This is a genomic window from Micromonospora fulviviridis (assembly GCF_014648395.1).
Lineage (GTDB): Bacteria > Actinomycetota > Actinomycetes > Mycobacteriales > Micromonosporaceae > Micromonospora > Micromonospora fulviviridis.
This window is the reverse complement of the sequence record NZ_BMRA01000007.1, coordinates 22,407-42,921: the sequence shown is the minus strand read 5'-3', so window position 1 is coordinate 42,921 and position 20,515 is coordinate 22,407. Positions and strand designations below refer to the sequence as shown.

Sequence of the window (20,515 nt, the reverse complement as noted above, 5' to 3'; positions counted from 1 at the left end):
GGAGGGTGAGGCGATGGCCGGCCAAGCGATCCTGTCGGCCCGTGGGCTGACCCGGGACTTCCGGGGGTTCCGGGCGGTCGACGGGGTCGACCTCGACGTGGCGCCGGAGACCGTGCACGCCCTGGTGGGGCCGAACGGCGCCGGCAAGACCACGCTGTTCAACCTGCTCACCGGTTTCCTGCCGCCCAGCGGCGGCCGGATCGAGCTGGCCGGCCGGGACGTGACCGGCCTGCCTCCGGAGAGGGTCGCCCGGCTCGGCGTGGCCCGCTCCTTCCAGATCACCAGCCTCTTCCCGCAGCTGGGCGCGCGGGAGCACGTCGAGCTGGCCCTCCAGTCGCCGAGCGGGCTGGGCTGGCGGTTCTGGCGCTCGGCGAAGCTGATGCGCCGCTACCGGGACCGGGCCGACGAACTGCTCGCCATGGTCGGCCTCGCCGAGCTGGCCGAGGCCCCGGCCGAGGCCCTCGCGTACGGGCGCAAGCGCGCCCTGGAACTGGCCATCGCGCTCGCCCTCGACCCCAAGGTGCTGCTGCTCGACGAGCCCACCGCCGGAATGGGGCTGGAGGACGTGGACCGCACCGTCGACCTGATCGCCCGGGTCCGCGAGGGCCGGACCGTGGTCATGGTCGAACACAACATGAGCGTGGTGGGCCGGCTCGCCGACACGGTCACCGTCCTGCAGGCCGGCAAGGTCCTGGTCGAGGGTCCGTACGAGCAGGTCCGCGCCGACGAGCGGGTCATCACCGCCTACCTGGGAGCCGCGGATGCTGCGCATTGAGAACCTCTCCGCCTGGTACGGCGAGGCCCAGGTGCTGCGGGAGGTGAGCCTGGAGGTGGCCGCCGGCGAGGTGGTCACCCTGGTCGGGCGCAACGGCGCCGGCAAGTCCACCCTGCTGCGGTCGGTGATGGGGTTGCACCCCGGCCAGCGCGGCACGGTCAGCTTCGCCGACCGGGACGTCACGAAGCTGCCCGCGTACAAGCGGGCGCGGCTCGGGCTCGGCTGGGTCCCCGACGACCGGGGCGCGTACGCGACCCTGACCGTCACCGAGAACCTGACCCTGCCGCCCCGCGTCGGCCCGGACCCGTGGCCGCTGGAGCGGGTGTACGAGGCGTTCCCAGCCCTCTACAGCCGGCGGGACTCGGCGGCCACCATGCTCTCCGGCGGCGAGCAGCAGATGCTCGCCCTGGCCCGGGTGCTGCGGATGGGCGCCCGGCTGCTGCTCTGCGACGAGCCCACCGAGGGCCTGTCCCCACTTCTCGTGCAGCAGGTCGGCGACCTGCTGCGGGAGGCCAAGCAGCACGGCGTGACCGTGCTCCTGGTCGAGCAGAACCTGCACTTCGCCACCGGCGTCGCCGACCGGCACTACCTGCTGGCCGAGGGACGGATCGCGGAGGCGATGGACAACTCCGAGGTGCGCTCGCGGGAGCGCGAGCTGCTGGCGTACCTCGGAATCTGACAACGACGGCTGACCCGCGCGAACCGCGCGGTACGGAAGGATTCGACATGCGCAGGAGCGTGGGTGTGGCCGCCGCCTCGGCGGCGGTGCTGGTGGTCGCCGGCTGCGGCGGCGGTGGCCCGCAGTCCGGCGGCGACCAGAAGCTGACCGGCGACAAGATCGTGCTGGGCGTCCTCAACGACCAGTCGGGGGCCTACTCGGAGCTGTCCGGGCGGAACTCGGTCAAGGCCGTGGAGATGGCCATCGCCGACTTCAAGGCCAAGTACGGCGACAAGGCCGTCACGAAGAACATCAGCGTGGAGACCGCCGACCACCAGAACAAGCCGGACGTGGCCAACAGCAAGGCCCAGGAGATGTACGACCGCAAGGGCGTCGACGCCATCCTCGACGTGCCGACCTCCTCGGCCGCTCTCAAGGTCGCCGACGTGGCCAAGGAGAAGAAGAAGCTCTACTTCAACATCGGCGCGGCGACCACCGACCTCACCGGCAAGAGCTGCAACAAGTACACGTTCCACTACGCGTACGACACCTACATGCTCGCCCACGGCACCGGCACGGTGACCACCGAGCAGGTCGGCAAGAACTGGTACATCCTCTACCCGAACTACGCCTTCGGGCAGGACATGGAGAAGAGTTTCTCCGCCGCCATCACCGCCGCCGGCGGGCAGGTGGTCGGCAAGGACGGCGCGCCGTTCCCGAACACCAGCGGCGACTACTCCTCGTTCCTGCTCAAGGCCCCCACGCTGAACCCGAAGCCGCAGGTGCTCGGCACGATGCAGGCCGGCGCCGAGCTGGTCAACGTGGTCAAGCAGTACAACGAGTTCAAGCTGCGGGACAAGGGCGTCGGGCTGGCCGTGGGCCTCATGTTCATCACCGACATCCACTCGCTCACCCCGGCCGCGCTCGCCGGCACCACCTACACCGACGCCTGGTACTGGAACTTCGACCAGCAGAACCGGGAGTGGGCCGACAAGTTCCAGAAGGAGACCGGCACCCGGCCGTCCTTCGCCCACGCGGCCAACTACTCGGCGGCCATGCAGTACCTGGAGGCCGTGCAGGCCGCCGGCACCGACGACGCGGACACCGTGATCAAGGGCCTGGAGGGCAAGGAGGTCAACGACCTCTTCCTGCGCAACGGCAAGATCCGCGCCGAGGACCACCGGGTCATCCACGACGCGTACCTGGCCCAGGTGAAGCCGCAGGCCGAGGTCAGCGAGCCGTGGGACTACGTGAAGATCCTCAAGACCATTCCGGCGGCCGAGGCGTTCCGCGCCCCGTCGGCCGACTGCAAGATGTGACGACGAGCTGATGTCAGGTTTCCTGCAGAACACGTTCAACGGGCTGGTGGGCGGGGCGTTCTACGCCCTGCTCGCCCTCGGGCTCGCGGTCATCTTCGGCATGCTCCGGGTGGTGAACTTCGCCCACGGCGCCTTCTACATGCTCGGCGCCTTCGGGGCGTACGTGCTGCTCGCCGAGGCGGGCGTGCCGTTCTGGGCCGCGTTGGTGATCATGCCGCTGGCGCTGGGCCTGCTCGGCATGGTGCTGGAGCGGGCGGTGATCCACCGGCTGACCCGGCTCGACCCGCTCTACAACTTCCTGCTCACCTTCGGCCTCACGCTGATCCTGCAGGACCTGGTGAAGTCCCGGTACGGCGTGCAGTCCAGCCCGTACGCCACCCCGGCCGAGCTGAGCGGGACGGTCGACTTCGGACTCTTCGACTTCCCCACGTACCGGGTCTTCATCCTCGGCTTCACCGTGCTGCTGTGCGTCGCGGTCTGGTGGGTGCTCGGCCGGACCCGGGTCGGCATGGTGGTCCGGGCCGCCACCGAGCGTCCCGAGCTGACCCGGGCCTTCGGCATCGACGTGGGGAGGTGGGTCACCCCGGTGTTCGGCTTCGGCATCGCCCTGGCCGGGCTGGCCGGGGTGCTCGCCGCCCCGATGCGGGCCGTGAACCCGCTGATGGGCGCCGACCTGATCATCGTGGTCTTCGCGGTCGTGGTGATCGGCGGGCTCGGCTCGATCTTCGGCTCGGTCGCCGCCGGCTTCGGCATCGGCCTGATCCAGGCCTGGGGCGAGGCGTACCTGTCGGACTTCCCGATCGTGTCGCAGACCGTCGTGTTCGTGGTGATGGCCGCGGTGCTGCTCTGGCGGCCGGCCGGCCTGTTCGGCCGAGAGGAGGCACCGGCATGACCAGTGCTGTCGACACGCCCGCCGAGGAGTCGGCCCGGCCCGCCCCGCCGTCGGGGCTGCTCACCGTCGCCCGCGCGCCCGGCTGGGTCCGGTACGCGCTGCTCGCCGCCGGCCTGGTCGTGGCCCTCTGGCTGCCGAACGGGCTCTACCCGGCGGTGGCCGTGGACATCCTCTGCTGGGCGCTCTTCGCCGTCTCGGTGGACCTGCTGCTCGGCTTCACCGGGCTGATGTCCTTCGGGCACGCCGCCTTCTGGGGCACGTCGGCGTACGTGACCGGGCTGGTCGCGATCCACGCCGGCCTGCCCTTCCCGGCGGCCGTGCTGGCCGGAGCCCTGGCCGCGGCGCTGCTGGCGCTGCCGATCGGCTACCTCGCGGTCAAGCGCACCGGCATCTACTTCGCCATGGTCACCCTGGCCTTCGCGCAGATGGTCTACTACGTGGCCAACGAGTGGCGCTCGGTCACGCAGGGCGAGAACGGCCTCCAGGGCGTGCCCCGGGAGTTCTTCGGCGCCGACCTCACCGACGACTACTACTTCTACTACGCGATCCTGCCGATCGTGCTGCTCGGCCTGCTCGCCGCCTGGCGGATCGTGCACTCGCCGTTCGGCCGGGTGCTGGTCGGCATCCGGGACAACCCGGCCCGGGCCCGCGCGCTGGGCTACCCGGTGCACCGCTACAAGCTGACCGCGTTCGTCCTCTCCGGCTTCCTGGCCGGGCTCGGCGGCGGGCTCTTCGCGGTCGGCCACCGGTTCGTCTCGCTGGACGTGCTGCACTGGACCACCTCCGGCAAGGCGGTCATCGTGGTGGTGCTCGGCGGCATCGGCACCCTCTGGGGCGGCGTGCTCGGGGCGGCCCTGGTGGTCCGCCTGGAGGACTGGCTGTCGTTCTCCGGCTTCGAGGCCATCGGCCTGGTCACCGGCGGCATCTTCGTCCTCGTCGTGCTGCTGTTCCGGCGGGGCATCTGGGGCACGGTCGCCCACCTGCTCCGCCGCCGGAGAGCCGTCCGCCGCGGATAGTTCTCGCCGGGGACAACTTCGGGGGCGGCCGCGCCCGTCCGGCCGGTCAGGCGTGGCTCCCGCGCCGGTCACGGCCGCCCCCGGGCCTCCCCACGCTACCGGTGACGGCACGCGACGTGCCGGATACTGTAAGTCACTGAATGCGAGAGGGGCCGTTACCCCCCGTGTGGGCGTTCCGGGCTAAGATTCGGCCCACTATGGTCATCCAGCGCATCCGCCGGTTCGCCGCCGGCGTGGCGGCCGATCATGCCGCCCGCCCGCGCACCGCCCTACCGAACTGGCTCCTCGTCCCTGGCGTGGCCGTGCTGGCCGCCTCGCTCGCGGCGTACGTCGCGTTCCTGCGCGACCATCCGTTCGTCGGGACGGACTTCATGATGTACCTCGGGGCCACCCACGCGTTCCTGGACGGGCAGCCCGTCTACCAGCTCGGGTACACCTCGATGGGGCTTCCCTACACCTACCCGCCGATCACCCTGCCGTTCCTGGTTCCGCTGACCTGGTTCGACGACCGGGTCGCCCTGAACCTCATGAACACCCTGGGTGTCGTGGCGATGCTCGCCGCCCTGTGGTTCACCACCAGGATCCTCGGCTACGAGGGCACCCGCGGCCGCCTCGGCCTCGTCGCCGCCATCGGCGCGGTGCTGGTCTGGACCGAGCCGCTGCAGCGCAACCTCGGCCTCGGCCAGATCAACATCCTGGTCATGCTGCTCGTCGTGGCCGACCTCGCGCTGTCCGACCGCAGCCGGTTCAAGGGCATCGGCATCGGCGCCGCGACCGCGACCAAGCTGCTGCCCGGCCTCTTCGTGCTCTACCTGCTGCTCACGCGGCGGATCCGGGCCGCCATCGTCGCGACGGGCACCTTCGTCGTGCTCACGCTGCTGGGCGCGATCATCCAGCCGGGCGGTTCGCACGACTACTGGCTGACCGGGCGGGCCTTCGACTCGCACCGGGTGCTGATGATCCTCAGCCCGCGCTACGGCGGCAACCAGTCCCTGCAGGGCTTCACGGCGCGCCTGCTGGAGACGGACGAGCAGAACACGATCTGGTGGATGCTGTCCGTGGTCGTCGTCCTGGCCGCCGGTCTCGCCCTCGCGACCGCGCTCCAGCGGCACGGCGAGGAGGCCATGGCGATGGTCGTCGTGGGCCTCACCACGCTTCTCATCTCGCCGGTGAGCTGGTCGCACTACTGGATCTGGATCGGCCCGCTGGCGGTCGTCCTCGTCGACGTCGTGCGCCGTTCGCGCGGCCGGGCACGGGTGCTGGCCGGCGTCGTGGCGGTCGCCGCGATCCTGCCCTTCCTCATGTGGCCGGGGCCGTACCGCGGCGAGGTCATCCCGCGGGGCCTGATCTGGAAGTCGGGCACCCTGGACGGCCTGGCCCGGCGGCTCGCCGTCGACGCCTACGTGCCGACGGTGCTGGTACTCTTCGCGCTCGCCGCGCTGTGGCTGTACTGGCGCTCCCGACGAGAGCGGACGGACGTGCCCGCCGTGCCGGACGTGCCGGCCGTCAGCGTCGCCGGCACATGACCAACTTCAACGACCGGCTCGACCGCCGTGACCACCAGGAGGCGTCGATGACGCAGGCGATGGATGAGCGCGCGGTCGCCGCGCCGACGATCAACCCGATCCCGCCCGGCCAGCGCCCGGAACTGCCACGGCAGGCCGGCACGCCGGCGCCGGCCGCCGGGACCGCTCCGGGCCGCCGGCCGCGCCTGCTGGTCCTCGACGGGCTGCGCCTCGGCGCGGCCCTCATGGTGGTCGCCTACCACCTCGTGGGCGACAAGATCGGCGTCTGGGACGCCTCCGCCGCGACCAACTTCGGCCCGGTGCACTCCGCCGCCAAGTACGGCTTCCTCGGCGTGCAGCTCTTCTTCATCATCAGCGGCTTCGTCATCTGCATGAGCGCCTGGGGCCGTTCCGTCGGGGACTTCTTCGTCTCCCGGGTGGTGCGGCTCTACCCCGCCTACTGGTTCGCGGTCCTGCTCACGGCCGTCGTGCTCGTGGTCGTGCCCAGGGGCCCGCGCGTCCAGGCCCGTGAGGTGCTGGGCAACCTCACGATGATGCAGGACTTCCTCGGCATCCGGCACCTCGACCTGTCGTACTGGACGCTCACCGTCGAGATGGCGTTCTACATCTTCTTCGCCATCCTCGTGGCGCGCGGCCTGAGCTACCGGGGCGTGGTGGCCTTCTGCGCCATCTGGACGGTCGCCTCGCTGATCGTCCCGAAGCTCGGCAACCCGTGGCTCACCAACGTCGTGGCGGCCAGCCACTCCAGCTACTTCATCGCCGGAATCGCCCTCTACCTCATCCACCGCTTCGGCCCGAGCCTGCTGCTGTGGTCGATCGTGGGCCTCTCCTGGCTGATCGCGCTCACCCGGCTGCCCAACCTCGCCCAGGCCCGCGACGTCGCCTACGCGCCGACGGCCGTCATCGTGACGCTCTTCTTCCTCGTGATGGCGGCGGTCGCCCTGAACCGCTTCGCCTGGGTGAAGGCCGGCTGGGTCGCGACGGCCGGAGCGCTGACCTACCCGCTCTACCTCATCCACCAGACGGTCGGGCTCGCCGTCATCGAGCGTGCCCAGGACCTCCTGCCGCCGTGGGTGCTGATCACCGCTCTCACCGCGGCCCTGCTCCTCGCCGCGTGGCTGATCCACCGGCTCATCGAGCGACCCGTCGCGCGATGGATGAAGCGGCAGCTCAGCACGTCGATGCGCCAGGTACGCGAGGCCAGCTGACGAGGCCGCGCCGCCGATCGGGCGGGGCATCCGAGGCACGTCGCCCACCCGGCCCCCGGGCCCGGGGAGCCGCGCGCGGAGGAATTGTTCCGGCGGGCGCATCCGGAGCACGCCGTCCCGACGAACCCCGGGGTAGTGGAGTGCTACCCGGGGGTACGTCTGGTGCTGACCGAACCGATTCCGGCCGACGCCGTCGAGCCGGCCCGCAAGCGGCTCCGCGCCGCCGCGGAGGACCTGGACGACCAGCGGATCGCGGCGCTGGTGCGGGACCTGGCCGCCGCGGCCGGGGTCGCGGTTGCCTGGGAGCAGGTCTGCGTGCCGCTGCTGGCCACGTTGCGCGGTGACGGCGCGGCCGAGATCGCCGTCGAGCACGCCCTCGCCGAGGGGATCCGGGTCGGCCTGGACGTGTTCCGCCGCGAGCCGGGCCGGCCGCTGGCCGCCGACGGCGTGCTGCTCGCCGGCGCCGAGCAGGAGACGCACTGCCTCGGGCTGCACGCTCTCGCCGCGGCGCTGCGCGAGCGGGGTCGGGGCTGCCTGCACCTCGGGCCGGCGCTGCCGTGGACCGCGCTGGCCGGCGCGGTGGCCCAGGTCCGCCCGCGCGTCGTGGTGGTCTGGTCGCAGAGCCCGGCCACCGGCCGCGCCCACCGCCTGACGCGCCTGCGGCGCGACTTTCCCGGGGTACGCCTGCACGCCGCCGGTCCGGGCTGGATCGAGCCCGTGGCGCCGCCGGCGGTCCGCCTCGGCTCGCTGGCCGAGGCGACCGCCGCCTGCCTGGTTTGACCGGACGGGGTGACCTGGAGCACAAACGATACGAACCGGTTCCGTATCGAAACACTCTCACTTACGCTCGTCAGCGTTACGAGTCTGTCCCGTATCGTATTTGACGCGGGTGAGTCGGGGGGAGAAACCCGAGTGGAACCGCACGAGAACACCGGACACCCGAGGAGGTGGGCGATCCTGGGAGTGCTGGTGATCAGCCTCCTCGTGGTCGTCCTCGACAACACCATCCTCAACGTCGCCCTGCGTACCCTCGCCGACCCGGTGCACGGCCTCGGGGCCAGCCAGGGCGAGCTGGAGTGGGCGATCAACTCCTACACCCTGGTCTTCGCCGGGCTGCTGTTCACCTTCGGCGTCCTCGGCGACCGCCTCGGTCGCAAGCGCTTCCTGATGGTCGGCCTGGCCCTGTTCGGGCTGGCCTCGCTGCTCTCCGCGTACGCCCAGGACCCGGGCCAGCTGATCGCCACCCGCGCCCTCATGGGCGTCGGCGGCGCGGCCATCATGCCGGTGACCCTGTCGATCATCTCCAACGTCTTCGACCCCCGGGAACGGGCCAAGGCGATCGGCATCTGGGCCGGCGCCGTCGGCCTGGCCGTGGCCATCGGCCCGGTGCTCGGCGGCGCCCTGCTGGAGCACTACTGGTGGGGCTCGGTCTTCCTGATCAACGTGCCGGTCGTGGTGCTCGGCGTGGTGCTCGTGGCCGCCCTCGTCCCGGAGTCCCGCGACCCCCGGCCGGGCCGGGTCGACGTGCTCGGCGTGCTGCTCTCCGTGGTCGGCCTGGTCGCCCTCACCTACGGCATCATCGACGGCGGCGAGCACGGCTTCGACCGGCCGCGGGTGTGGCTGGCGATCGTGGGTGGGCTCGCGGTGCTCGGCTGGTTCGTCGCCCACGAGCTGCGCAGCGACCACCCGTCGCTGGACGTCCGGCTGTTCCGGGTGCCCCGGTTCGCCGCCCCGGTGGCGCTGGTCGGCCTGGTCTTCTTCGCCGCGATGGGCGTGATGTTCTTCGGCGCGTTCTACCTCCAACTGGTCCGCGGCTACAGCCCGCTGGAGAGCGGCCTGCTCTTCCTGCCCTTCGCGGCCGCCCAGCTGATCTTCGCGCCGCGCAGCGCCGCCATGGTGCGCCGCTACGGCGGCCGGACGGTCGCCGCGGTCGGACTGCTGCTCACCGCCGCCGCGCTCGGCGCCTTCGTGTTCATCGACGCGGACACGCCGATCTGGATCTTCTCGGCGCTGGGCTTCGTGCAGGGCGCCGGGATGGCCAACATCATGCCGCCGGCGACCGAGTCGATCATGTCGGCGCTGCCTCGGGAGAAGGCCGGCGTGGGCTCGGCGGTGAGCAACACCGTCCGCCAGGTGGCCGGCGCGCTCGGCGTGGCGGTGCTCGGTTCGGTGCTCTCCGCGGTCTACCGCAACGACGTGGCCTCGGCCGTGTCCGGTCTGCCCGGCCCGGTCCGCGACGCGGCTAGGGAGTCGATCTCCGGGGCGTACGCCGTCGCCGGCCGGCTCGGTGCCGGCGCCCCCCGGCTCATCGACGCGGCGAACAGCTCGTTCGTCTCGGCGATGCACTGGGCGGCGGGGGTGTCCGCGCTGGTGGCGCTCCTCGGCTTCGTCATCGTGCTGCGCTGGATGCCCGGCCGCCCGGTGATCGAGACCGACGCCCGGCCGGCCACCGAGCGGGAGTTGGCCGGGACCGCGTAGGTTCGGCGACAATGTCTGACATGACCTCTACCGCTGATGCTCCGCGGTCGCCCGGGCGACCGCGGAGCGTCCGCGCGGACGAAGCGATCATCGAGGCCACCCTCGACCTGCTCGCCGAGGGCAGCACCCTCGAGGCGCTCTCGATCGAGGCGATCGCCGCCCGCGCCGGAGTTGGCAAGGCCACCATCTACCGCCGCTGGCCCGGCAAGGACGCGTTGCTGATGGACGCGCTGGGCCGGCTCAAGGGGGTGCCGCCGCAGCCCCCCGGGCGTTCCGTCCGCGACGACCTGGTGCTGCTGGTCGGCGCGGTCGGTCACAACGTCGACCCGCGGGCCGCGAAGATCATGCCGTGCCTGGTGCCCGAGGTGAACCGCAGTCCCGATCACTTCCAGCTCTACCAGAGCATCGTCGCGCCGCGCCGGAAGCTGATGCGGGAGGTGCTGCGCCGCGGGGTGGACAGCGGCGAGCTCCGCGCCGATCTCGACATCGAGCTGGCCATGGCGCTGCTCACCGGCCCCATGCTGATCCAGCGGGTGCTGCGCTGGCACCCCGAGCTGGAGGACCAGATCCTCCCCGAGCGGGTCGTGGACGCCGTCCTCGAAGGCCTCCGCGCCCGCTGAGCCGCGGGCCGGATCAGGCCGGCGGGGTACGCAGGCGGTGCAGGCGCAGCGCGAGCTGCACCTCCAGGGCGCGCTCCGGCTTCTGCCAGTCCGCGCCGAGCAGCTGCCCGACCCGCTCCAACCGCTGGGTCACCGTGTTGACGTGCACGTGCAGCAGCTCCGCCGCCCGGGCCAGGCTGCCACCCACCCCGAAGTACGCCTCCAGCGTCTTCACCAGCGCGGTGCCCCGCCGGGCGTCGTAGTCGACCACCGGCCCCACCGTTCCGGTGAGGAAGCGGGCCACGTCCCGGTCGCCCGAGTCCCCGACCGCGCCCAGCAGCAGCCCCACGAAGCCCAGCTCGGCCGTGCTCGCCCCCTGCCCGGCCCGGCCCAGCGCACCCAGCGCCGTCAGGCACCGCTCCGCCTCGGCGAAGGTGACGGCCAGCGAGGCCGGGCCCGTGGACGGCCCGCTCGACCCGGCGGTCACCGGCCGGCCGGTCACCCGGGACAGGTCCCGGGCCACCGCCCGGGCCGCGCCGCCCGCGTCCTGGCCGGGCAGCATGAGCACCACCCGCCCGTCGCGCGCCGCCGCCAGCCCGCCCCGCGTCGAGGCGTACGTGGTGGCCCAGGAGAGCACCCGCTGCCGGGCCGAGCCGGTGGCGGCGATCGCGTCGTCGCCGACCGCCACGAGCACGTGCGGGGCGTCCAGGTCCACGCCGAGCCGGCGGGCACGGCTGCGCAGCGCGTCGGTGTCGCGCAGCGGCCGGGCGATCAGGTCGTCCAGCAGCTCGCCCCGGACCCGCCCCTCCGCCTCCGCCACCGTGCGGCGGAACAGCAGCAGCAGCGCCGTCACCAGCGCGGCCCGCTCCAGGATCCGCTGGTCGGCGTCGACCAGCTCGCCGTCCGGGCGCAGCACCAGCGCGCCCAGGTTCTCCGCGCCGGCCACCACGGCGGCGTACCAGAGCGGGCCCCGGCGCACGCTGCGCCCCTCGGTGCGGGACGCGGCCACCGCCTCGACGATGTCCGCCCGGTCCGGCTCCTCGATCTCGCCCACCCGGGCCAGCCGCCGCCCCTCGGCGTCCAGCGCCAGCAGCGCCCCGCCCAGCACCTCGGTCACCGCCGCCGCCACGTCCTCCATGCCGCCGCCGCGCACCACCAGCGCGGTCATCCGGTCGTGGGCGGCCGCCGCTCGCTCCACCGAGCTGCTGTGCGCCCGGATCGTGCTGTTCGCCGCGGACAGCTCCTCCAGCGCCGACCGGGTCTCGGCCAGCAGCCGGGCGGTGTCGATCGCCACGGCGGCGTGCGCGGCCAGCGAGACCAGCAGCGACACCTCCTCCCGGGCGAACGGCCGGGCGGAGCGGTTGGCCGCGTACAGCACGCCGATCACGCTCGACCCGAGCCGCAGCGGGACGCCCAGGATGGCCACCAGGCCCTCCTCGCCCACCCCGCCGTCGATCTCCCCGGTGTGCCGGAACCGCTCGTCCTCCTGGTAGTTGGAGGTGACGTACGGGGTGCCCGTCTGCGCCACCAGGCCGCCCAGGCCGTCGCCCATCTCCAGCCGCAGCCGCTGGAACCGCGCCGAGATCGAGCCGTCGGTGACCCGCATGTACGTGTCGCCGCGCTCGTCGTCGTTGAGCGTCATGTAGGCCACGTCGGTGCCGAGCAGGATCCGCGCCCGGTGCACGATCGCCCGCAGCACGTCGTCCAGGTCGCGCAGCCCGGCCAGGTCGCTGGCCGTGTCGTACAGGCCGGAGAGCTCGGTCTCCCGGCGGCGCCGCCGCTCCAGCAGCGCACGGACCCGCAGCGCCACCAGCTTCGCCTGCTCCAGCTCGGCGAGGCGCTCGGCGGGCAGGCCGGCGGCGCGGGCGGCCACCAGCGGGCCCTCGAACTCGACCGGGGCGGCCTCCCGCGCCAGCAGCTCCAGGAACTCGACTGGCGACGACATGACCGACATTGTGCGCGAGGCCACTAGTTGGCCGTCCAGCCCCCGTCGAGGGCGATCGAGGCGCCGGTGATGAACGCGGCGGGCGGCGAGCACAGGTACGCGACCAGCTCCGCCACCTCCTCCGGCTCGATCAGTCGCTTGATCGCCGCCCGGGCCAGCATGATCTTCTCCACCACCTCGTCCTCGCCGATGCCGTGGCTGGCCGCCTGGTCGGCGATCTGGCTTTCCACCAGCGCGGTCCGCACGTACGCCGGGTTGATGCAGTTGGCCGTCACCCCGTGCGCGGCGCCCTCCAGGGCCACCACCTTCGACAGCCCCTCCAGGGCGTGCTTGGCCGAGACGTACGCCGCCTTGAACGGCGAGGCGCGCAGCCCGTGCACCGACGAGATGTTGACGATCCGGCCCCACCCGTTCGCGTACATCCGCGGCAGCGCCCGGCGGATCAGCAGGAACGGGGCCTCCACCATCACCCGCTGGATGTACTCGAAGCGCTCGACGGGGAAGTCCTGCACCGGCGCGACGTGCTGGAGGCCGGCGTTGTTGACGACGATGTCCACATCGACGCCGAGCCGGTCCACCGCCTCGGAGTCGGCCAGGTCGACACCCTCCGCCCGGCCGCCCGCCTCCGCGGCCACCGCCTTGGCCGCCTCCACGTTGCGGTCGACCACCAGCACCGCCGCGCCGGCCGCCGCCAGGCGCAGGGCGCAGGCCCGTCCGATGCCGCTGCCACCACCGGTCACCAGCGCAGCGCGACCGGAGAGGTCGACGTTCACGACGTGGGGGACCGCCACGGGTTCTGCCGTCATGGCGCAAGAAGTTACGAGCTGTGTGGCCGGCGGCACATGGGGCGGCGACACATACTCGACCGCTTCAGTGTGTGGCGCCGATTCCGGCCGCCGGCTCCCGGCGTGTCCGCCCGGCGGGGCGTCGGGGCGCACCAGTAGGGTGTCGAACACACGTACTGCTGGCGGCTCGGGGAGGAGGCGGCGTGCGGGTGCTGGGCGTCGACCCGGGGCTGACCCGGTGCGGGGTCGGCGTGGTCGAGGGCGTGCCGGGCCGCCCCTGCACCCTGGTCGCCTACTACGTGGTCTACACCGACCCCGGCGACGACCTGCCGCTGCGCCTGCTGCACCTGGACCGCTCGCTCACCGACCTGGTCGCCGAGCACCGCCCCGACGCCGTGGCCGTCGAGCGCGTGTTCAGCCAGCACAACGTCCGCACCGTGATGGGCACCGCCCAGGCCAGCGGGATCGCCGTGCTCGCCGGCGCGCGGGCCGGGCTGCCGGTGCAGACCTACACCCCGAGCGAGGTGAAGGCGGCGGTGACCGGTTCCGGTCAGGCCGACAAGGCGCAGATGACCGCCATGGTCACCCGGCTGCTGCGGCTGCCCGAGCCGCCCCGCCCGGCCGACGCCGCCGACGCCCTGGCCCTGGCCATCTGCCACATCTGGCGCGGCGGCACCCGGTCCAAGCTGGCCGCCGCCGCCGAGCGGGCACGACGAGGAGGAACCCGATGATCGCCAGCGTGCGCGGCACGGTGACCGCGACCGGTCCGGACCACGCGGTGGTGGAGGTGGGCGGCATCGGCCTGGCGGTGCAGTGCGCCCCCGGCACCCTAGCCGAGCTGCGGGTCGGCCAGCCCGCCCGGCTGGCCACCAGCCTCGTGGTCCGGGAGGACTCGCTCACCCTCTACGGCTTCGCCGACGACGACGCCAAGCAGCTCTTCGAGCTGCTCCAGACCGCCAGCGGGGTGGGCCCGCGGCTGGCCCAGGCGGTGCTCGCCGTGCACACCCCGGACGCGGTCCGCAAGGCCATCGCCAACGCCGACACCGCCGCCCTGACCCGGGTGCCCGGCATCGGCAAGAAGGGCGCCGAGCGGCTCGTCCTCGAACTGCGCGACCGGATCGGCCCGGTGCCGATCGGCCCCGACGGCGCGGCCGGGGTGACCGCCGGCGCCTGGCCGGAGCAGGTCCGCCAGGCGCTCGTCGGGCTCGGCTGGACCGGGGCCCAGGCCGAGCAGGCGGTGGCCGCGGTCGCCGAGACCGTCGACGGGGAGACCCCGCCCGTGCCGGTCCTGCTCAAGCAGGCCATCCGCCTCCTGGGTCGCACGCGATGACGAGCGCGAGGAGTGAGCCGGGTTTGCCAGCCCCGCAGTCGCGAGTGAAGGTCAGGGCATGACGGGGGAGAACCTGGTCTCGGCGTACGTCAGCGACGCGGAACGGGACGCGGAGGCCAGCGTCCGGCCGAAGCGGCTGGAGGAGTTCATCGCCCAGCACCGGGTCCGCGACCAGCTCGACCTGCTGCTCCAGGGTGCGATGCGGCGCGGCTCCCCGCCCGACCACATCCTCCTGTCGGGGCCGCCTGGCCTCGGTAAGCCGGTGTCCGTCGAGGCCCTGGTTCTGCTTGAGGACGGGTCTCGGCGCCGGCTTGGTGACATTGTCGTGGGAGATCGCGTCATCACCCGGACCGGCGAGGGCGCCACCGTGATGGCGGTGCACGAGCAGGGCGAACTGGACTCGGTTCGGATCCGGACCACGAGCGGGCGAGAGGTGGTCGCTGCGCCCGATCACCCGTTCTGGACGCCCGAGGGCTGGGTGAAGGCCGGTGACCTCACCGATCGGGACTTCGTCGCCAACGTGCTGTGCCCGGACCTGGTCGCGGACAGCACTCAGGAGGTCGACGAGTACAAGCTCGCCGGGTATCTGATCGGCGACGGTTGCACGACGAACCAGGTCACCTTCACCGGCGGGGACGAGGATGTTCTCGCCGACTTCCGGTCTACCTGTGACCGGCTGGGGCATGGGCACAACACCAGGCCCAACAGCGCTCGCAGCTCTTTGATCAGGATCTCAGGTCTCCGGCCCTGGTTGCAGGAACACGGCCTGCTCGACAAGAACGCGTGGCAGAAGCGGGTGCCCGAGTTCGTCTTCCGGGGCGACAGCTGGCAGGTGGGGGCGTTCCTGGGCGCCTACTTCGCCTGTGACGGCACGGTGAGCCGGCGGGGACGTGACCGATACGACGTGGTGGTCGAGTTCTACAGCGTCTCGCGAGGGCTGCTCGAGGACGTGCAGCACCTGCTCCTGCGGCTCGGCGTGCAGTCACGGCTCAAGCTGAAGCGGGGACGTTACCAGGGTCGGCCTCACGAGTCCTGGCGCCTCAGCGTCACCAGCCAGGACGACGTGGCACGGTTCGTGCAGCGGGTCACTGTGATCGGGGAACGAGGTCGGCGGCTTGCCGAGTGGGCACCGCGCCGGGATCGGTTCGAGGAACGGTTGGCCGCCGACCGGGTGGCTTCCGTGGAAGCCGTCGGCCTGCAGGAATGCCGATGCCTGACCGTCGACGGGGATCACACCTTCACCGTGAACGACTTCGTGGTGCATAACACCACCCTGGCCAACATCGTGGCCGCCGAGCTGGGCTCGGGGATCCGGGTGACCAGCGGGCCGGCCATCGAGCGCTCCGGCGACCTGGCCGCCATCCTGACCAGCCTCGCCGAGGGCGACGTGCTGTTCATCGACGAGATCCACCGGATCGCCAAGCCGGCCGAGGAACTGCTCTACAGCGCCATGGAGGACTTCCGGGTCGACGTGGTGGTCGGCAAGGGTCCGGGGGCGACCGCCATCCCCCTCGACGTCGAGCCGTTCACCCTGGTCGGCGCGACCACCCGGTCCGGCCTGCTCACCGGGCCCATGCGGGACCGGTTCGGCTTCGTGGCCCACCTCGACTTCTACTCCCCGGCCGACCTGGAGACGTTGCTGCACCGGTCCGCCCGGATCCTCGGCGTGCCGATCACCGCCGACGGGGCCGCGGAGATCGCCGGGCGGTCCCGGGGCACTCCCCGGATCGCCAACCGGCTGCTGCGCCGGGTCCGCGACTTCGCCGAGGTCCGCGCCGAGGGGGTGGTCAACCTGGAGACCGCCCAGGCCGCCCTCACCGTCTACGACGTCGACGCGCTCGGCCTGGACCGGCTGGACCGGGCGGTGCTCACCGCGCTGGTCGACTCCTTCCGGGGCGGCCCGGTCGGGCTCTCCACCCTCGCCGTGGCGGTGGGGGAGCAGCCGGACACGGTCGAGGAGGTCTGCGAGCCCTTCCTGGTCCGGGCTGGGCTGCTGGCCCGGACGCCCCGCGGCCGGGTCGCCACCGCGGCCGCCTGGCACCATCTGGGGCGTACGCCGCCGAATGGTACATTTGGTGCGGATGCCTCTCCAGTGCCCGATCTGTTCTCGACGCAGACCGATCAGCCGTGATCCGAACGTGATCTGTGCCGCATTCGGTCTTCTCAGGTGCAGGGATTAGACTTCGCCGCGGTTTGACAGGACGTGAGAATCCGCCTCCGCTGTGGTGCCCTCCGGGGCGCCGCGGAGGCCAATGGGAAGGTCGACAACCGTGCTTTACGCAGCAGCGGGTGGCGGGGGAGCCGGCGGTCTGACGCCGATCCTCATGATCGCTCTGCTCTTCGGCGTCATGTACTTCATGATGATCCGCCCCCAGCAGAAGCGTCGCCGTGAGGCCGAGCAGATGCAGTCCGCGCTCGGCGTGGGCGACGAGGTGGTCACCATCGGCGGTCTCTACGGCACGGTGACCGGGGTCGAGGACGAGACGGTCCTGCTCGAGGTCGCCCCGGGCGTGCAGACCCGGTACGCGCGCCCGGCGATCGCGCGCGTGGTGAAGCGGGTCGAGGCCCCGGAGGCCGAGACGATCACCGAGGAAGCCGAGCCGGTCAAGGAGTGAACCACGGCCCCGGAAGGGGCAGCGGATTCACTCACACAAGTGGATAGTTGGGTCGGCGTTCGACGCCGGCACGCGAGGAACCCCGCGCGACGCCGCCGCGTCGTGTGCCGGGGAGGCGTGCCGTCCGGCGGCGCCGACCCGCCGGAGCAGTCGGGCGGACACCCCCGGCCCGACCATCTCGCCGCTGTCGAAGCGGCGCGACCGTACAGGGAGACAGGACAGCCGTGGCACCACCTCAGGGACAGATGCGCCCCGGACGGCAGCTCGCCGTGCTCGGGTTCATCTTTGTCGTCCTCTATCTTTTGGTGTTCTTCTCGGGCGGCGCCAGCGGTGGCTGGAAGGATCGGCTGGAGCCCCGGCTCGGCTTGGACCTCATCGGCGGCACCCGGCTGACGCTCGAGGCCACCAACACCGTGGACGGCAAGCCCCCGACCTCCGCGAACCTGGAGGAGGCGCGCCAGATCATCGAGAACCGGGTCAACGCCTACGGCGTGGCCGAGGCCGAGGTGGTCACCGAGGGCAACCGGAACATCGTCATCTCCCTGCCCGGCCAGAACCGGGACCTGACGAACGTCGGTGAGGCCGCCGAGCTGCGCTTCCGCAAGGTGCTCAAGGCCACCGACGGCAGCGGCGCCGCCGCCGCACCGGCCCCGAGCGCCAGCGCCACCCCGGCTCCCTCGGGCAGCGCCACCCCGGCCCCGTCCGGCAGCGTGACCCCGGCCCCGTCCGGCAGCGCCGCGCCCAAGGCCACCGCGTCGCCGAGCGCCGGCGGGCAGGGCGGCATGGCCCCGACGCCGAGCGCCAGCGCCGCCGCGCCGACCCCGTCGGCCTCGCCGAGTGCCGCCGCGCCGAGCCCGAGCGCCAGTGCCGAGCCCGTGCCGCAGAGCATCGAGCAGCAGCGCAAGGCCATCGAGCAGAAGGTGGGCGCGGCCGCCTGGGCCGCCGCCTCGGGCCTCCAGGCCCCGGCCGACCTGACCGCCGACCCGTCGCTGGCCGACAAGCTCAAGCCGTTCGGCACCCTCTCCCCGCAGGAGATCGCGGTGCTGCCGGTCGGGATGCAGTTCAACGTCCCGACCATCACCTGCCAGCAGCTCGACAACCGGCCGGCCGCGTCGATCAAGGACGAGAACCAGCAGGCCGTGGCCTGCGAGTCCGGCGCCAAGTACCTGCTCGACAAGGCCAAGGTGCTCGGCACCGACGTCGACGACGCCAACGCCGTGCTCGACCAGACCAGCTCCTGGGTGGTCAGCCTGAACTTCACGGGCAAGGGCCAGGAGAAGTGGACCGCGCTGACCCGCGAGGCGTTCAACAACGAGGGTCAGGCCTGCGACCAGACCGCGCTCGGCCAGGACGGCAAGTGCCGGGTCGCCGTGGTCCTCGACAACGAGATCGTCTCGTCCCCGGAGATCCAGGGCGTGCTGACCGGTGACTCGCAGATCACCGGCAGCTTCGACAACAAGAGCGCCAACGCGCTGGCCAGCCAGCTCCGCTACGGCGCCCTGCCGGTGACCTTCGAGCCGCAGGAGCAGCAGAACGTCACCGCGACGCTGGGCGACAGCCACCTCAAGGCGGGCCTGCTCGCGGCCGGCATCGGCATGCTGCTGGTCATCATCTACTCGTTCTTCTACTACCGGCTGCTCGGCTCGGTCATCTTCCTGAGCCTGGTGCTCTCGGCGCTGCTGGTCTTCGGCGCGCTGGTGGTGCTCGGCCGGTCGATCGGGTTCACCCTCACGCTCGCCGGCATCGCCGGCATGATCGTCTCACTCGGTGTGGCGGCGGACTCGTTCGTCATCTACTTCGAGCGGCTCAAGGACGAGATCCGGGAGGGACGCAGCCCGCGCAGCGCGGTGCCGCGTGCCTGGGTCCGGGCCCGCCGGACGATCATCTCGGCGAACGCCATCACCCTGATGTCGGCCGTGGTGCTCTACATCGTCTCGGTCGGCGCGGTGAAGGGCTTCGCCTTCGCGCTCGGCCTGGCGACCGTCCTCGACCTGGTCGTCGTGTTCCTCTTCCGCCACCCGATCATGACGATGTTCGCCCGGACCCGGGCGTTCCTGTCCCCGCGGGTCAGCGGTCTCGGCCGGGCCCTGCCGGCCCGGTCGGCCGAGCCGGGCGCCGCCCGCAACCCGCGCGTCAAGGAGGCCTGAGATGGCTAAGAGTGGTCTGGCGTCCCGGCTCTACCGGGGCGAGGCCGATCTCAACATCGTCGGCCGGCGCAAGCTGTGGTTCGCCGTCGCCGGTGTGCTGGTGCTGGTCGCCGTGCTGAGCTTCGCGGTCCGGGGCTTCAGCCTCGGCATCGAGTTCGCCGGCGGCAACTCGTTCCAGGTGCCGGCCAGCGTCGGCACCCTGGAGCAGGCCGAGGCGAAGGTCGACGCCGCGCTCGCCGCCAAGGGCGGCGGCGCCGAGGTGGTCACCGCGCAGAAGGTCGGCGGCACCAGCGGCGAGTACTACGAGCTGCGCACCGGGCAGCTCACCGCGGAGCAGGCCAACGAGGTCAAGACCGAGATGGCGCAGTCGTTCGGCATCCAGGCCGACCAGATCAGCGGCAGCCAGGTCTCCGAGGCGTGGGGCAGCCAGGTCACCTCCCGGGCCCTGCTCGGTCTGCTGATCTTCGTGGCGGTGGTGGCGATCTACCTGATCCTCCGCTTCGAGTGGCGGATGGCGGCCGCCGCGATCGCGTCGCTGTTCACGAACCTGGTGCTCACGGCCGGCATCTACTCGCTGGTCGGCTTTGAGGTCACCCCGTCGACGATCATCGGCTTCCTCACCATCCTGGGCTTCGCGCTCTACGACGTGGTGGTGGTCTTCGACAAGGTCCAGGAGAACACCCGGGGCATCACCGCCAACAACAACCAGACCTACGGCGAGGCGGCCAACCTGGCGCTGAACCAGAGCCTCATGCGGTCGCTGAACACCTCGGTGGTCGCCCTGCTCCCGGTCGGCGGTCTGCTCTTCATCGGTGCCGGCCTGCTCGGCGCGGGCACCCTGAAGGACCTGGGTCTGGTGCTCTTCGTCGGTATGGCGGTGGCCTTCCTGACCTCGATCCTGCTGGCCACGCCGCTGCTGGTGCTGCTGAAGAACCAGGACCCGCGGATCAGCGCCCACAACAAGCGGGTGCTCGCCCGCCGGGGCGCCATCGCCCGCGGCGAGGTCACCCCGAAGGGCGCGCCGCGGGCCGCGGCGGCCACCGCCGAGGAGACCATCGACCCCGAGGCGGCCGCCCTGGCCGGCGCCGCCCCGAAGGTCGGCGCCCGGCCGGCCGGCAAGCGCCCCAGCGGCGCCCGGGGCGGTCGCCCCGCCGGCGGCGGGGGCAACCGGCCCGGAGGCGCGAAGCGCCGCTGACCGCACACCCGGTAGGGATCGACCGGA

General features: G+C 72.3%; 18 protein-coding genes and 2 pseudogenes. 18 read left to right on the top strand and 2 right to left on the bottom strand.

What is annotated here, in order from left to right; all coding sequences use genetic code 11:
• The first annotated feature begins 13 nt into the window (after positions 1-13).
• The 10 genes from IEY96_RS19450 (at position 14) to IEY96_RS19405 (ending at position 10,492) form a co-directional block, all read left to right on the top strand.
• Positions 14-775, top strand: coding sequence for an ABC transporter ATP-binding protein (locus IEY96_RS19450; RefSeq protein WP_189196237.1), 762 nt, complete (start codon positions 14-16; stop codon positions 773-775).
• A complete protein-coding gene (locus IEY96_RS19445) occupies positions 762-1,454 on the top strand; it encodes an ABC transporter ATP-binding protein (protein WP_189196236.1) in 693 nt (230 codons plus the stop codon). Before IEY96_RS19450 ends, IEY96_RS19445 begins: the two co-directional genes overlap by 14 nt.
• Positions 1,455-1,501: 47 nt before the next feature.
• Complete coding sequence (locus IEY96_RS19440; protein WP_189196235.1) at positions 1,502-2,752, top strand: ABC transporter substrate-binding protein; 1,251 nt, start codon at positions 1,502-1,504, stop codon at positions 2,750-2,752.
• A gap of 10 nt (positions 2,753-2,762) precedes the next feature.
• Positions 2,763-3,644, top strand: coding sequence for a branched-chain amino acid ABC transporter permease (locus IEY96_RS19435; protein ID WP_151461886.1), 882 nt, complete (start codon positions 2,763-2,765; stop codon positions 3,642-3,644).
• Positions 3,641-4,660, top strand: a complete 1,020-nt coding sequence (locus tag IEY96_RS19430; protein ID WP_189196234.1) for a branched-chain amino acid ABC transporter permease — start codon at positions 3,641-3,643, stop codon at positions 4,658-4,660. Before IEY96_RS19435 ends, IEY96_RS19430 begins: the two co-directional genes overlap by 4 nt.
• Before the next feature lie 197 nt (positions 4,661-4,857).
• Entirely contained in the window at positions 4,858-6,186 is a 1,329-nt protein-coding gene (locus IEY96_RS19425; protein ID WP_189196233.1) for a glycosyltransferase 87 family protein, read from the top strand.
• A complete protein-coding gene (locus IEY96_RS19420) occupies positions 6,183-7,394 on the top strand; it encodes an acyltransferase family protein (protein WP_189196232.1) in 1,212 nt (403 codons plus the stop codon). Before IEY96_RS19425 ends, IEY96_RS19420 begins: the two co-directional genes overlap by 4 nt.
• A gap of 162 nt (positions 7,395-7,556) precedes the next feature.
• A complete protein-coding gene (locus tag IEY96_RS19415; protein ID WP_229791722.1) occupies positions 7,557-8,174 on the top strand; it encodes a transcriptional regulator in 618 nt (205 codons plus the stop codon).
• Between the two features lie 132 nt (positions 8,175-8,306).
• Entirely contained in the window at positions 8,307-9,872 is a 1,566-nt protein-coding gene (locus IEY96_RS19410) for an MFS transporter (RefSeq protein ID WP_189196231.1), read from the top strand.
• Between the two features lie 11 nt (positions 9,873-9,883).
• On the top strand, positions 9,884-10,492 hold the full coding sequence (locus IEY96_RS19405; protein WP_189196230.1) for a TetR/AcrR family transcriptional regulator: 609 nt from the start codon (positions 9,884-9,886) through the stop codon (positions 10,490-10,492).
• Between the two features lie 13 nt (positions 10,493-10,505).
• Here IEY96_RS19405 and IEY96_RS19400 read toward each other — a convergent pair whose 3' ends face one another.
• Together IEY96_RS19400 and IEY96_RS19395 are read right to left on the bottom strand one after the other, a co-directional pair.
• Positions 10,506-12,425, bottom strand: coding sequence for a helix-turn-helix domain-containing protein (locus tag IEY96_RS19400; RefSeq protein ID WP_189196229.1), 1,920 nt, complete (start codon positions 12,423-12,425; stop codon positions 10,506-10,508).
• A gap of 14 nt (positions 12,426-12,439) precedes the next feature.
• Positions 12,440-13,222 carry a 3-hydroxybutyrate dehydrogenase gene (locus IEY96_RS19395; RefSeq protein WP_189196228.1) on the bottom strand — a complete coding sequence of 261 codons (783 nt, stop codon included), beginning with the start codon at positions 13,220-13,222 and terminating at the stop codon, positions 12,440-12,442.
• A gap of 182 nt (positions 13,223-13,404) precedes the next feature.
• Here IEY96_RS19395 and ruvC point away from each other — a divergent pair, with 182 nt between their 5' ends.
• From ruvC to secF, 8 genes and pseudogenes are all read left to right on the top strand, one after another.
• The gene (gene ruvC, locus IEY96_RS19390) at positions 13,405-13,932 is read left to right on the top strand and encodes a crossover junction endodeoxyribonuclease RuvC (RefSeq protein ID WP_189196227.1); all 528 of its coding nucleotides are present in this window, start codon (positions 13,405-13,407) and stop codon (positions 13,930-13,932) included.
• Positions 13,929-14,531 (top strand): Holliday junction branch migration protein RuvA, encoded by a 603-nt coding sequence (gene ruvA / locus IEY96_RS19385; protein ID WP_189196226.1) that lies wholly within the window; start codon positions 13,929-13,931, stop codon positions 14,529-14,531. The genes ruvC and ruvA overlap by 4 nt, the downstream gene beginning before the upstream one ends.
• A gap of 58 nt (positions 14,532-14,589) precedes the next feature.
• A pseudogene (locus IEY96_RS19380) lies at positions 14,590-14,800 on the top strand (Holliday junction branch migration DNA helicase RuvB); the annotation flags it as partial.
• Positions 14,801-14,901: 101 nt separating this feature from the next.
• Positions 14,902-15,606: pseudogene (locus IEY96_RS32765) on the top strand (LAGLIDADG family homing endonuclease); the annotation flags it as partial.
• Positions 15,607-16,662 carry a Holliday junction branch migration DNA helicase RuvB gene (ruvB, locus tag IEY96_RS32760; RefSeq protein WP_229791752.1) on the top strand — a complete coding sequence of 352 codons (1,056 nt, stop codon included), beginning with the start codon at positions 15,607-15,609 and terminating at the stop codon, positions 16,660-16,662.
• A 139-nt stretch (positions 16,663-16,801) separates the two neighbouring features.
• On the top strand, positions 16,802-17,146 hold the full coding sequence (gene yajC / locus IEY96_RS19370) for a preprotein translocase subunit YajC (RefSeq protein WP_189196225.1): 345 nt from the start codon (positions 16,802-16,804) through the stop codon (positions 17,144-17,146).
• A gap of 224 nt (positions 17,147-17,370) precedes the next feature.
• Positions 17,371-19,293, top strand: coding sequence for a protein translocase subunit SecD (gene secD, locus IEY96_RS19365; RefSeq protein WP_189196224.1), 1,923 nt, complete (start codon positions 17,371-17,373; stop codon positions 19,291-19,293).
• A gap of 1 nt (position 19,294) precedes the next feature.
• Positions 19,295-20,488 carry a protein translocase subunit SecF gene (secF, locus tag IEY96_RS19360; RefSeq protein WP_189196223.1) on the top strand — a complete coding sequence of 398 codons (1,194 nt, stop codon included), beginning with the start codon at positions 19,295-19,297 and terminating at the stop codon, positions 20,486-20,488.
• The last annotated feature ends 27 nt before the right edge of the window (positions 20,489-20,515 follow it).

Excerpts from the sequence above, each read along its gene's own strand:
- IEY96_RS19445 (WP_189196236.1), top strand. The coding sequence starts at position 762 with ATGCTGCGCATTGAGAACCTCTCCGCCTGGTACGGCGAGGCCCAGGTG.
- IEY96_RS19435 (WP_151461886.1), top strand. The coding sequence starts at position 2,763 with ATGTCAGGTTTCCTGCAGAACACGTTCAACGGGCTGGTGGGCGGGGCG.
- IEY96_RS19395 (WP_189196228.1), bottom strand. The coding sequence starts at position 13,222 with ATGACGGCAGAACCCGTGGCGGTCCCCCACGTCGTGAACGTCGACCTC.
- ruvA (WP_189196226.1), top strand. The coding sequence starts at position 13,929 with ATGATCGCCAGCGTGCGCGGCACGGTGACCGCGACCGGTCCGGACCAC.
- IEY96_RS19400 (WP_189196229.1), bottom strand. The coding sequence starts at position 12,425 with ATGTCGGTCATGTCGTCGCCAGTCGAGTTCCTGGAGCTGCTGGCGCGG.
- IEY96_RS19450 (WP_189196237.1), top strand. The coding sequence starts at position 14 with ATGGCCGGCCAAGCGATCCTGTCGGCCCGTGGGCTGACCCGGGACTTC.
- IEY96_RS19425 (WP_189196233.1), top strand. The coding sequence starts at position 4,858 with ATGGTCATCCAGCGCATCCGCCGGTTCGCCGCCGGCGTGGCGGCCGAT.
- IEY96_RS19440 (WP_189196235.1), top strand. The coding sequence starts at position 1,502 with ATGCGCAGGAGCGTGGGTGTGGCCGCCGCCTCGGCGGCGGTGCTGGTG.
- IEY96_RS19405 (WP_189196230.1), top strand. The coding sequence starts at position 9,884 with ATGTCTGACATGACCTCTACCGCTGATGCTCCGCGGTCGCCCGGGCGA.
- IEY96_RS19430 (WP_189196234.1), top strand. The coding sequence starts at position 3,641 with ATGACCAGTGCTGTCGACACGCCCGCCGAGGAGTCGGCCCGGCCCGCC.
- secF (WP_189196223.1), top strand. The coding sequence starts at position 19,295 with ATGGCTAAGAGTGGTCTGGCGTCCCGGCTCTACCGGGGCGAGGCCGAT.
- IEY96_RS19420 (WP_189196232.1), top strand. The coding sequence starts at position 6,183 with ATGACCAACTTCAACGACCGGCTCGACCGCCGTGACCACCAGGAGGCG.